The sequence below is a fragment of the Corynebacterium sp. genome, from assembly GCF_030532325.1.
GTDB lineage: Bacteria > Actinomycetota > Actinomycetes > Mycobacteriales > Mycobacteriaceae > Corynebacterium.
In genome coordinates, this window is record NZ_JAUNLS010000010.1 from 77,323 (window position 1) to 88,449 (window position 11,127).

The 11,127-nt window shown below is 67.5% G+C and carries 12 protein-coding genes and 1 pseudogene; 11 read left to right on the forward strand and 2 right to left on the reverse strand.

Annotation, left to right across the window (positions count from 1 at the left end; genetic code table 11):
- Positions 1-11: 11 nt before the first annotated feature.
- Complete coding sequence (locus tag Q4E25_RS07105; RefSeq protein ID WP_303155823.1) at positions 12-1,031, reverse strand: o-succinylbenzoate synthase; 1,020 nt, start codon at positions 1,029-1,031, stop codon at positions 12-14.
- A gap of 91 nt (positions 1,032-1,122) precedes the next feature.
- Here Q4E25_RS07105 and Q4E25_RS07110 point away from each other — a divergent pair, with 91 nt between their 5' ends.
- The 8 genes from Q4E25_RS07110 to Q4E25_RS07145 all read left to right on the forward strand — a co-directional run bounded on the left by Q4E25_RS07110 (position 1,123) and on the right by Q4E25_RS07145 (position 8,118).
- Positions 1,123-2,091, forward strand: coding sequence for a 1,4-dihydroxy-2-naphthoyl-CoA synthase (locus Q4E25_RS07110; protein WP_303155796.1), 969 nt, complete (start codon positions 1,123-1,125; stop codon positions 2,089-2,091).
- A gap of 39 nt (positions 2,092-2,130) precedes the next feature.
- Positions 2,131-3,567: an aminotransferase class I/II-fold pyridoxal phosphate-dependent enzyme gene (locus Q4E25_RS07115; protein WP_303155798.1), complete on the forward strand. Its 1,437-nt coding sequence runs from the start codon at positions 2,131-2,133 to the stop codon at positions 3,565-3,567.
- Between the two features lie 11 nt (positions 3,568-3,578).
- Positions 3,579-4,721: an o-succinylbenzoate--CoA ligase gene (gene menE, locus Q4E25_RS07120; RefSeq protein WP_303155801.1), complete on the forward strand. Its 1,143-nt coding sequence runs from the start codon at positions 3,579-3,581 to the stop codon at positions 4,719-4,721.
- 128 nt (positions 4,722-4,849) lie between these two features.
- Positions 4,850-5,845: a metal ABC transporter substrate-binding protein gene (locus tag Q4E25_RS07125; protein WP_303155803.1), complete on the forward strand. Its 996-nt coding sequence runs from the start codon at positions 4,850-4,852 to the stop codon at positions 5,843-5,845.
- Positions 5,842-6,177, forward strand: a complete 336-nt coding sequence (locus Q4E25_RS07130) for an ATP-binding cassette domain-containing protein (RefSeq protein WP_303155805.1) — start codon at positions 5,842-5,844, stop codon at positions 6,175-6,177. The genes Q4E25_RS07125 and Q4E25_RS07130 overlap by 4 nt, the downstream gene beginning before the upstream one ends.
- 23 nt (positions 6,178-6,200) lie before the next feature.
- The gene (locus Q4E25_RS07135) at positions 6,201-6,530 is read left to right on the forward strand and encodes an ATP-binding cassette domain-containing protein (protein ID WP_303155808.1); all 330 of its coding nucleotides are present in this window, start codon (positions 6,201-6,203) and stop codon (positions 6,528-6,530) included.
- Positions 6,527-7,336 carry a metal ABC transporter permease gene (locus Q4E25_RS07140; protein WP_303155811.1) on the forward strand — a complete coding sequence of 270 codons (810 nt, stop codon included), beginning with the start codon at positions 6,527-6,529 and terminating at the stop codon, positions 7,334-7,336. Before Q4E25_RS07135 ends, Q4E25_RS07140 begins: the two co-directional genes overlap by 4 nt.
- A complete protein-coding gene (locus Q4E25_RS07145; RefSeq protein ID WP_303155813.1) occupies positions 7,324-8,118 on the forward strand; it encodes a metal ABC transporter permease in 795 nt (264 codons plus the stop codon). The genes Q4E25_RS07140 and Q4E25_RS07145 overlap by 13 nt, the downstream gene beginning before the upstream one ends.
- On the opposite strand, the gene Q4E25_RS07150 is transcribed toward Q4E25_RS07145, so the two are convergent.
- A complete protein-coding gene (locus Q4E25_RS07150; RefSeq protein WP_303155816.1) occupies positions 8,110-8,775 on the reverse strand; it encodes a metal-dependent transcriptional regulator in 666 nt (221 codons plus the stop codon). The genes Q4E25_RS07145 and Q4E25_RS07150 overlap by 9 nt on opposite strands.
- A gap of 62 nt (positions 8,776-8,837) precedes the next feature.
- Between Q4E25_RS07150 and Q4E25_RS07155 the strand changes: the two genes are divergently transcribed.
- The 3 genes and pseudogenes from Q4E25_RS07155 to Q4E25_RS07165 form a co-directional block, all read left to right on the forward strand.
- Positions 8,838-9,728, forward strand: coding sequence for a 1,4-dihydroxy-2-naphthoate polyprenyltransferase (locus Q4E25_RS07155; RefSeq protein ID WP_303155818.1), 891 nt, complete (start codon positions 8,838-8,840; stop codon positions 9,726-9,728).
- A complete protein-coding gene (locus Q4E25_RS07160) occupies positions 9,729-10,628 on the forward strand; it encodes an AEC family transporter (protein WP_303155820.1) in 900 nt (299 codons plus the stop codon).
- A gap of 112 nt (positions 10,629-10,740) precedes the next feature.
- A pseudogene (locus Q4E25_RS07165) lies at positions 10,741-11,127 on the forward strand (hypothetical protein); the annotation flags it as partial.

Consider the following 11,127-nt stretch of genomic DNA (forward strand, 5'->3'; position numbering starts at 1 on the left):
GGTGCAGCCATCTAAAGGTAGTTCCAGCACTCGCGCACGCGCTGGAACCACCAATCCCTGCGCTCAGCCGGCGCGGCTAGGGCCTCGAGCCGCGCGGGGTCGGGGGAAAGCATGGTGGCGGGTAGGTGGCCGTCGACAAGCGGGCGGGGCTCGGTGACGTCCTCCAGGAAGAGCGAGCCGGTGGCCAGCCCCGCGGCGGCCGGGGTGACGTCGATGTCCTCGTCATCGATGATCTTCGGCAGCGCTGCCACCGCCGCCAGCCCCATGTTGATGCCAATTGAGGTGTCCAACGCCGAGGCCACCGTGATATCCATGTGGCGCTGGCGCAGCTGCTTAGCGATGTCCAGCACCCTGCGCACCCCACCCAACGGCGCGGGCTTGACCACGGCCACGTCCGCCGCCTGCAACTCCGCCACGCGGAAGGGATCCTCGACCTTGCGGATGGACTCGTCGGCCGCGATGCGCACGAAAAGCCCGGCGCGCATGAGGCGGCGGCGGACCTCGGCGAGCTCCTCCGCGGTGGCGCAGGGCTGCTCCATGTAGTCCAGCGGCATGAGCGCCTGGGCGGCCTCGACGGCCTCGTCCACGCTCCAGCCGCAGTTGGCGTCCACGCGCAAGACAGGCACGCGGCCCTGGGCGGTGATGTGCTCGCGCACAGCGTTGACGCGGGCGACGTCCTCGGCAAGGCTCTGGCCGGGCTCGGCGACCTTAATCTTGAACGTGCGGCAGCCCGGGTAGCGCTCCATGACCTCCGGAACCTGGGCGGCATCTACCGCAGGGATGGTGCCGTTGACCTCGACGGTGTCGCGCACCGGCTCGGGGAAGCCTTCGTAGGCGGCCTCCAGGCCAGCGGCCAGCCAGTGCGCGGATTCCTGCGGCCCGTACTCCAGGAAGGGAGCGAACTCTCCCCAGCCGGCGGGGCCTTCGATAAGCAGGGCCTCGCGAGTAGTGATGCCGCGGAACTTCACGGCCAGGGGTAGGGCGACGACGTGGGCGCGTTCGAGGACTTCTTCAACGTTCATGGGATTCAGCCTAGCCAGCAGCGCATCCCGAGGATCCCTCCCCCACGGAGGAGCCTGCCGAATAAGCCGGAACGGGAAGATTGCGGATACGCTAATAAGCATGACTTCCCAGCGAGAATACTCCACATCCAACCCCTTCAAGCCGGAGCTGTGGGCCCCGGTGGAGGGCTTCGAGGATCTGACGGACATCACCTACCACCGCCTGCGCGGGGACAAGCGCGAGGACGGCATCGTGCGCATCGCCTTCGACCGCCCAGAGGTGCGCAACGCCTTCCGCCCGCACACGGTGGATGAACTCTACCGAGCCCTTGACCACGCCCGCCGCACCCCGGACGTGGGCACGGTGCTGCTCACCGGCAACGGTCCCTCCGTCAAGGACGGCGGCTGGGCGTTTTGCTCCGGCGGTGACCAGCGCATCCGCGGGCGCTCCGGGTATCGCTACGCCACCAGCCACGAGCACAATGACGCCGAGGCGGATGCATCCACTGTCGACGTCGCCCGCGAAAAAGTCGAGGGCGGCCGCCTACACATCCTGGAGGTCCAGCGCCTCATCCGCACCATGCCCAAGGTGGTCATCGCGGTGGTCAACGGCTGGGCGGCCGGCGGCGGGCACTCCCTGCACGTGGTGTGCGACATGACCATTGCCTCCCGCCAGGAGGCACGGTTCAAGCAGACCGATGCCGACGTGGGTTCCTTTGACGCCGGCTACGGCTCGGCCTACCTGGCCAAGATGGTGGGCCAGAAGTACGCCCGCGAGATCTTCTTCTTGGGCCGCACCTACGATGCCCAGCGCATGTACGAGATGGGCGCGGTCAACGAGGTGGTGGACCACGCCGAGCTGGAGGACGCCGCTATTCAGATGGGCCGCGAGATCAATGGCAAGTCCCCCACCGCGCAGCGCATGCTCAAGTTTGCCTTTAACCTCACCGACGACGGCCTCATGGGCCAGCAGGTCTTCGCCGGCGAGGCCACCCGCTTGGCTTACATGACAGACGAGGCCGTCGAAGGAAAGAACTCCTTCCTGGAAAAGCGGGATCCCAACTGGGATCAGTTCCCCTACTACTACTAGTTTGGCCGCCCCCGCGGCGGCGGGGGTACCATCGGCGATATGCACAGCGAAGAATTTAATGAGAAGCACCCAGGTGTGGAAAACACCGTGGTCAGCAACGTAAACGTTCCAGAACTCGCCCGAGAATTCATCGCCACTACCTTCGAAAACTATGCGCCGCGCACCTACGCGCCGCGGGCTGACTTCCTCTTCCGCCAGGAGGATCGCAGCCCGGTCAGCGCCACCCCGATCCCCGCGCAGGGTCGCAACCTGCAGGAGGCCACCGAGGAGCTCTCCAGCATCCTCGAGCGCGATGCCAACCTGCGCCACCCGCGCTACTTCGGATTCATCCCCGGCCCGGCGCAGTCGGTGTCCTGGCTGGGCGACGTCGTCGCTACCGCCTACAACCCGCACGCCTCCAACTGGACCCACTCGCCGGGGGCGAGCGTGCTGGAAAAGCAGGTCATCGACTGGGCCTGTGAGGCCGCGGGCATCGACGGCCCTCGCAGCGGCGGCATCCTGCTCTCCGGCGGTTCCGTGGCCAACCTCACCGGGCTGATGGCCGCGCGCGAATCCCGCGTGGATCCGGATGACATTGCCAAGGCCACCGTCTACACCACCAACCAGACGCACTCCTCGGTGAACAAGGCCCTGCGCATCCTCGGTATCCCGGCCTCGCACACACGCACCCTGCCAGTGGATGAGCACTTCCGGATGGTCCCGGCGGATCTACGCGCGGCCATTCAGGAGGATCTGGAGCAGGGGCTGCAGCCCTTCGCTGTGGTGGGCACCTGCGGCACCACCAACACCGGCGCCATCGATCCGATCAACGAGATCGCGGGCATCTGCGAGGAGTTCGATCTGTGGTTCCACGTCGACGGCGCCTTCGGCGCCAGCGTGCTGCTCAGCTCCCGCCGCGCGGATGCCGCGGGCATCGAGCGGGCGGACTCGATTACCTGGGACGGCCACAAGTGGCTCTTCCAGACCTATGGCCTGGCCATGCTCCTGGTCAAGGACACCTCCACGCTGGTCAAGGCTTTTAGCGCCGGCGGCGAGTACCTGCAGGACGTCGAGGGCGGCTCCGGCAACCCCGACTGGTGGGATCTTGGCCCCGAACTGACCCGCCCGGCCCGGGCGCCGCGCCTGTGGCTGACCCTGCAGACAGTGGGCACCGAGGCACTGACCAAGATGATCGATTCCTCCATCGCGGTGGCGGAGACCTTTGAGAAGGAAATCTCTCAGGTGGAGGGCATCTCCATTGTCACCCCGGCCACCAATGCCATTGTCACCTTCACCACCGGTGACGCCGATACCAACGTCCGCCTGGCCGAGTACCTGCGCCACTACAACATCGCCGGCATCTGGACCACCACGCTCAACGATGAGAACGTGCTGCGCCTGTGCACCATCTCCCCCGACGAAACCGAGGAGGACATGACCGCGCTGGTGGCGGAGATCCGCACCGCGCTGCACAACGTCACCGCAGCGACTGACTAATATCAGTGCGCGTGACTCATATCCTTGCCCCGCTCAACGTCGATCCGCATGACCCCGCAGCGCTGCTGCCCGAGCTCGAATCGGCGATAGCGGGGCAGTCGACGTTCCTGCCCCTTCCGGCCGGCGATGTCACCCGCTCCACCTTGCTGCGCAACACCCAGCGCGCCGGCGAGCCGATCTCCGCGGACATCGCCCTGGTGGTGCCCACCTCCGGATCCACCGGCACCCCGAAGGGCGCGCAGCTTAGCCCGGCTAACCTGGTGGCCAGCGCGGACGCTACCCACCACGTCTTGGGCGGGCCGGGCCAATGGCTCTTGGCGATGCCCGCCCACCACATCGCCGGCATCCAAGTCCTGGTCCGCTCCTTGGTGGCGGGCGTGGACCCGCTCTGCCTCGACCTCAGCGCGGGATTCAGCATCCCCGAGTTCGCCCGCGCCGCCGCGGAGCTCGACCGCACCGGGGACCGCACCTACACCGCTCTTACCCCGATGCAGCTGGCCAAGGCCATGGATTCCCTGGCAGGAATCGAGGCCCTGCGCAGCTTCGAGGCCATCCTGGTGGGCGGGGCGGCCATCAACCCGCAGCTGCACGCCGCGGCGAAGGAGCTCGACATTCACGTGGTGACCACCTACGGTTCCTCCGAGACCGCGGGTGGCTGCGTGTACAACGGCCGGGCGCTGCCGGGCACCCAGGTGCGCGTGGAGTCCAGTGGGCGCATCTTGCTCGGCGGGCCCACCATCGCCCACGGCTACCGCAACGCGCCCGGGCACCAGGCCTTCGCCCACCCGGGGTGGTTCGCCACCTCCGATAGCGGTGAGCTCGACGCCCATGGTGTGCTCACCGTGACTGGGCGGCTGGATAACATCATCGACTCCGGTGGGCTGAAACTGCACCCGGAGGTCCTCGAGCAGGAGATCCTCGCCGTGGCCGGGGTGGAGAGCGTGTGCGTGGTGGGCGTGCCCCACCCGCGGCTGGGCCAGGCCATCATGGCGGCCTACACCGGCACCGCCTCCATCACCGACATCCTCGTGGCCCTGGAGGAGGCGGAGCTTCCCCGCTGGCAGGTGCCCAAGGAGCTCAAGCGCCTCAGCGAGATGCCGGTGACCGGCCCGGGCAAGGTGGACCGCCAGGTCGTCACGGCCCTGCTGAGCTAGGTCAGCCGATCCTGCTTGTGTGAAAAGCCGCACACTTCCACCTTTTGAAGTTCAACCTCTTGAACTTTCTAATTCATAGCGTCTAATCTCTGCTTGTTAGGTTTCATTCTCAACAAGGAGAGGCACCCATGAAGAACACCACCGTGCGACTCGGCCTGGCGCTTGCCCTCACACTCGGCCTGAGCGCCTGCGCCTCCGCCCCCGAGCCCGGCACCAGCACTGATACTGAGCCGGGCTCCCCGCTCAAGGCCGTGGCCACCACCACCCAGATCTGCGACTACCTCACGCAGATCTCCCACCACGCAGAGGAAGCACTCGATCTGACCTGCCTGCTCGCCCCCAACGCCTCCGCGCACGAACACGAGATGACCCCGCAGCAGATGCAGGCCCTCTCCCAGGCGGACTACCTCTTCCTCAACGGAGTGGACCTCGAGCACTTCCTCGACAACGCCATCGAATCCTCCGGCTTCCAGGGCACCAGCGTTGACACCTCCCGCGGCGTCGACGTGCGCCCCTGGCCCTTCCCCGGCGAGGACGGCGAGGCCCCCGAGTTCACCCACGACCCCCACATCTGGACCTCCCCCAAGAACGCAAAGATCCAGGTACACAACATCGTCGACGCCCTCGCCCAAGACGATCCCTCCTGGAGGCAGGCCGGCGAGCACTACCTGCAGCAGCTCAAGGACCTCGACTCCTGGGTGGGCACCTCCATGGCCTCCGTGCCCAAAGCCAAGCGCGTACTCTTTACCTCGCACGATGCCTTCGGCTACTTCTCCCAGGACTACGACGTGACCTTCATCGGCTCGGCTCTGTCCGACTTCAACAACCAGCAGGACGCCACCTCAGCCCACATCGAGGCCGCGGCCACGCAGGTGCGCGAGTCCGGGGCCACCGCCATCTTTGCGGAGAACTCCAACAACTCGAAGTCCATCGAGGCCATCGCCCGGGCCGCGGGGGTGCGCGCCATCACTGACAGCGACGCCCTCTACGGCGACTCCCTCGGCGTGCCCGGCAGCCAAGGCGAGACCTACATCGGCTCCATCCTCCACAACGTCTCCACCCTGCTCAAGGCCTGGGGCGGCGAGCCCGCTCCCATCCCGGTGGGCCTGGACGCCACCCGATGAGCCGCGAAATCCTGAGCCTGCGCGGCGTCGACTGCGGCTACGCAAGCACCACCGTGCTCCGCGAGGTCTGCCTCCACGTCCACGCCGGCGAGGCCATCGCGCTGCTCGGCGCCAACGGCGCGGGCAAGTCTACCCTGCTCAAGGCCATCGCCGGCCTGGCCACGCTGCGCGGCGAGCACCACCTGCACGGCACGGTGGGCTACGTGCCGCAGCACCACGGCTGCGATCCCACCTTCCCCATCACCGCGGGCAGGGTCGTCGAGCTGGGCCTGCTCAGCCGCGCCCGGTGGTGGCAGCGTATGGCTCCATGCGGCGGCTGCGCCCGCGCATAGCAGAGGCCCTCGAGCTGGTGGGCATGAGTGCGCACGCCCGCACCCGCTGGGGCGAACTCTCCGGCGGCCAGCGCCAGCGGGTCCTCATCGCCCGCGCGCTGGCCGCCTACCCGGACCTCCTCCTCATGGACGAGCCCTTCAACGGCCTGGACCAGGAGAGTCGCGAGACCCTACTGGGCATCATCACCAGGCTCAAGGAGCGCGGCGTGGCCCAGCTCATCTCCACCCACGATCCCCTGCTGGCCCAGCGCACCTGTGACACCAGTGTGCTCGTCCTGCACGGCCGCACACAGCTGTTGGACACCTCGACGGCCCTCGGGCGCTACCTCAGCAGCTCTTCGGAGGCGCCATGATGCTCCTGCTTAGCGCGCCCTACATGCACCGCGCCGCACTCTTCCTACTCTGCGTGGCCCTCACCGGCGCGGTCTTGAGCGTCGTGGTCAACCTCCGCGGCATGGAATTCAGCGTCGAAGCGCTCGTGCACTCGGTCTTTCCCGGCATCGTCGTCGGCCTCGCCGTCGCCGGCCTTCCCGGCATCCTGCCCGGGGCAGCGCTCGCCGCCTTGCTCACCGTGCTCGTCCTGGCGCGGCTCGATACCCGTGCCGATCACGAGGCCGGCACCGCCGTCGTGCTCACCCTCATGTACGGCATCGGCGTGCTCATCAGCCTCAAGGTGGGTGATCGCTCCGGCCAGCTCGAGGCCCTCATGTTTGGCAGGCTTCTCGACGTCACCGCCACCCGCATCGCCCCCTCCCTCGCCCTGTGCGCCGTGGCCGCCCTGCTCATCCTGGCCACGTGGCGCGCGCAGCTGGCGGTGGCCTTCGACCGCGAGGCCGCGCGCGTGACGGGGCTGCGGGTGAACTGGGTAGATCTCGGCGCCAACATCGCGGTAGGAATCTTCGTCGTTGCCGCCAGCTCCGCCATCGGCGTGCTGCTCGTCCTCGGCTTCGTAGTCATCCCCGGCCTGGTGGGCCGGCTGCTAGCCCGCTCGGCGGAGACCATGGCCGCCTGGGCGCTCCTCAGCGCGCTCGCCGCCGTGGCCGCGGGCCTGTGGCTCATGCTGAGCTTCCACCAGGTCTCTCCGCAGGCGGCCGTGGTGCTCGTGCTCGCGCTGAGCGTTCCACTGGCACTGGTGGGGAGGCGCGCATGGGTGTCCTAACGCTGCCGATCCTCGAGGCCCTCGCCGTGGGCGCGCTCTCCGGGCTGGTGGGCACGCTCATGGTGCTCGGCCGGCGGGTCTTCTTCGCCGAAAGCCTCTCCCACGGCATGTTCCCCGGCGCCGTCCTAGGCGTGGTGGCCGCCGATGCGCTCGGCGCGCACCTCAGCGACGGCCTCATCGTCGGCTCCGTGCTCGCCTGCCTCCCCCTCGCGCTGTTCATGCACCACCTCAGCACCCTGCCCGGGGTCTCCTCCACCGCCGCCGCCGGCACCACGCTCACCCTCGGATTCGCCCTGGGCATCTTCCTGCTGCGCCTATTCCAGCCGCTTCCCTTGCACGTGGATAGCTTCCTCGTGGGTTCGCTGACCACCGTCAACCACCGCGACGTCCTCATCGCCACCGCCGTGGCGGGCCTGAGCCTCCTCATGCTGCTCGCTTGGCGACGCCCCCTCATCCACACCTACTTCGACCCCCTCACCGCCGCGCACCCCACGGCCTTCGACGCCCTGACCCTGGCTCTTATCTGCGCGACGATGGCCGCAGTCATCCCCGCGGTGGGCACCATCCTCTCCCTGGCCCTGCTCGTCGCCCCCGCCGCCGGGCTGCGCCCGTGGGTGCGCTCGCCGGAGGCACTCCTGGTGGCCGCCGCGGCGGTGGGCATCGGCCTGGCCCTCGGCGGCCTCCTGCTCGCCTCCGCGCTGCAGGTCTCAGCCGGCGGGAGCATCGCCCTCCTCGCCGGGGCCTTCTACCTGCTCAGCCTCGCACTTCGCGCTTTAGGCTAGGCTCACGGTCATCGCCCGCGCGGCCACCTCCGCCAGCGAGAACTCCCCGCTTCCCGCGCGCACGCTGAGCAGCCCCGCCACCCGCGACTCCACAGTGAGCGCCTCGCCCACCGCCACCCCGAAGCGGTCGAGGTAGCGCAGCAGCTCCGGGTCCTCATCGCTGACCCGCTCGATGGTGACTGGGGTGTGCAGGGGGGCGTCGTCAAGCGTGAGCGTGCCCAGATCCTCGATCTCCCCGCCCGGGTTGGGAATCGGATCCCCGTGGGGATCACGGGTGGGAAAGCCCAGCAGCTCATCGATGCGCTCAATGAAGCGATCCGAGCAAGCGTGCTCCAGGCGGTCGGCGTCCTCGTGCACCTCGTCCCAGGAATAGCCCAGCTTGTTCACCAGGAACGTCTCCATGAGGCGGTGGCGGCGCACCATCTGGATGGCCAGCGCCCGGCCCTGCTCGCTCAAGGTCATGCCCGCGTAGCGCTCGTGGACCACCAGGCCCTGCGCCGCCAGCCGCTTGATGGCCTCGGAGGCGGTGGGAACCTTCTGCTCAAGCCGCCCCGCCACATCTTTGAGCGCAACCGGCTTACCGCCGGAGAGCTCAGAGAGATCCCACAGAACCTTGAGGTAGTCCTGGGTGCGTTCGGGCAGATCGCTTAAGTGCATGCAGACCATCGTAGTTGCTCCTGGTGGCTACCCGGGCCACCGCGCGTGGCACAATAACTGACATGTCACTTTCTGCCTACCCCGCCACCGCCAAAGATTGGTTCCAAGGCGCGCGCCCGCACACCTGGGCCAACGCCTTCGCCCCCGTGATCGCCGGTACCGGCGCTGCCGCCTCCGCGGGCGGTTTCCACGCGGGCCGGGCCATCTTGGCGCTGGTGGTGGCCTGGGCGCTTATCATCGGCGTCAACTACGCCAACGACTACTCCGACGGCATCCGCGGCACCGACGATGACCGCACCGGCCCCCAGCGCCTCACCGGCGGCCAGCTGGCCAAGCCGGATCACGTCAAGTACGCGGCGTTTCTGAGCTTCGGTGTGGCCGGCGTGGCGGGCATGGCGCTCTCGCTGGCGGCCAACGCGCCGTGGCTCATCCTCGTGGGCCTGTTCTGCGTGGCCGGCGCCTGGTTCTACACCGGGGGCAAGAACCCCTACGGCTACCGCGGGCTGGGTGAGGTGGCCATCTTCATCTTCTTCGGGCTCATCGCCGTGCTGGGCACCGAGTTCACCCAGGCCGGGCGCATCTCCTGGACCGGCCTGGCGCTGGCGGTGGGCGTCGGCGGCATGAGCTCCGCGGTCAACCTGGCCAACAACATCCGCGATATCCCCTCCGACTCCGCCACCGGCAAGATCACCTTGGCCGTCAAGCTTGGCGACGCCCACTCCCGCACCCTCTTCACCCTCCTCCTACTGGTGCCCGTGCTGCTCACCGTGGGGATCGCCTTCGATTCCTGGCTGGCACTCATCGCGCTGGCCTACCTCCCCTTTGCCCTGCGCTCGGTGCGCACCGTCAACCGCGGGGCGCGCGGGGCGCAGCTCATCCCGGTGCTCGGCATGACGGGACGCGCCATGCTTGTGTGGGCCCTGCTCAACGCGATTGCCCTCGCAGTGGTGTAAATGCTGGGGGTTATCACCGGTTTTGCCATCATCCTCAGCGTCATCTTCATTGGCTGGCTGCTGGCGGCGCGCAAGGTCATCCGCTCTGATTCTGAGCGGCTCATGTTCAACCGCGTGGCCTTCTACGCGGCCACGCCGGCGCTGCTGTTTAGCTCGGTGGCCAACTCCGATCCGGGCGTGGTGCTCTCGCCTGTCATCCTGGTGATCATCGCCGCGACGGTGGTGGTGGCCGCCATCTATGCCGCGGTGAACTGGCGGCGCGGCGTGGCTGAGGTGGCCTCCGGCGCTGCGGCGGCCAGCTACTTCAACTCGGTAAATATCGGGCTGCCGGTGTCCACCTATGTGCTGGGCGATTCCACCTACGCCATCCCGGTGGTCTTCGTGCAGATGGCCCTGTTCACCCCGCTCATCCTGGGGGCGCTGGGCGGCAACTCGCTGCTGGGCGGCATCAAGACGGGCCTGCTCTCGCCGATGGTGGTGGCCTCCTTCCTGGGCTTCATCGTGGCCTGGCAGGGGTGGACAATTCCCGATCCCATCATGGCCCCCATTGAGCTCCTCGGCGGGGCTTCCATCCCGATGATCCTCATGAGCTTTGGCGCCTCGCTCAACACCTCCGGGGTGCTCTCCGATAAAGCCTCGCGCCCGCAGACGATCCTGGCCACCTGCCTCAAGCTGGTGGGCATGCCCGCCATCGCCTTTGCCATCTGCCTGCTGTGCGGGCTGGATGCCGATACCACCTACGCCGCGGTCATCCTGGCGGCCTTGCCCACCGCGCAGCAGGTCTACAACTACGCCGCCACCTTCCAGCGGGCCACCACGGTTGCCCGCGATACGGTCTTCATCACGACCTTCGCCTCGCTACCAGTGATGCTGGTGATCGCGCTACTGTTTGGGCGCTAGCCTGTGGATAACGCGCCCTGGGTAGGCGCGTCAGGCGGAGTTATCCACAGATTGAGGCTTTCGGAGAAATTCTTCCTATTTTTCCTTGACGCTGGCTTTTAGTCTCGGGGTCATGAACGAACAGTTAGAGGCTTATCTTGCCGCGCAGTCTGCGGGTATGGCTATCATCCAGGGGGCAGCCGGGCTATCGGCCGCCGAGTTGGTGGAGGCCGGGTGCAGTAAGCGCGAAGCCGAAGAGTTGGTGCATTTAGCCCAGGTCTACTTCGGGCCCACCACATTCACGAGGCGGCAGCGTAAGGCCCAAGCCACCACACATAGCCTGTCCACCCTGAAGTTGATTGAGTCTTATGCCAAGAAGGTCAAGGGTAAGGATGCTGCCTGGCAGTTGCGCTTGAAACTCTTGGCGTTGACAACCAGTCAGCAGATCATTGCTACTGCCCGCAAGGGGTTGCGTCCGTTAGCGTGGTGTATCTGTGACCCGGGGTTGTGCTCATGTCGG

Bases quoted from the DNA above. Each gene is read 5' to 3' on its own strand.
- Q4E25_RS07110 (WP_303155796.1), top strand. From the start codon at position 1,123: ATGACTTCCCAGCGAGAATACTCCACATCCAACCCCTTCAAGCCGGAG.
- Q4E25_RS07115 (WP_303155798.1), top strand. From the start codon at position 2,131: ATGCACAGCGAAGAATTTAATGAGAAGCACCCAGGTGTGGAAAACACC.
- Q4E25_RS07125 (WP_303155803.1), top strand. From the start codon at position 4,850: ATGAAGAACACCACCGTGCGACTCGGCCTGGCGCTTGCCCTCACACTC.
- Q4E25_RS07130 (WP_303155805.1), top strand. From the start codon at position 5,842: ATGAGCCGCGAAATCCTGAGCCTGCGCGGCGTCGACTGCGGCTACGCA.
- Q4E25_RS07135 (WP_303155808.1), top strand. From the start codon at position 6,201: ATGAGTGCGCACGCCCGCACCCGCTGGGGCGAACTCTCCGGCGGCCAG.
- Q4E25_RS07140 (WP_303155811.1), top strand. From the start codon at position 6,527: ATGATGCTCCTGCTTAGCGCGCCCTACATGCACCGCGCCGCACTCTTC.
- Q4E25_RS07145 (WP_303155813.1), top strand. From the start codon at position 7,324: ATGGGTGTCCTAACGCTGCCGATCCTCGAGGCCCTCGCCGTGGGCGCG.
- Q4E25_RS07150 (WP_303155816.1), bottom strand. From the start codon at position 8,775: ATGCACTTAAGCGATCTGCCCGAACGCACCCAGGACTACCTCAAGGTT.
- Q4E25_RS07155 (WP_303155818.1), top strand. From the start codon at position 8,838: ATGTCACTTTCTGCCTACCCCGCCACCGCCAAAGATTGGTTCCAAGGC.
- Q4E25_RS07160 (WP_303155820.1), top strand. From the start codon at position 9,729: ATGCTGGGGGTTATCACCGGTTTTGCCATCATCCTCAGCGTCATCTTC.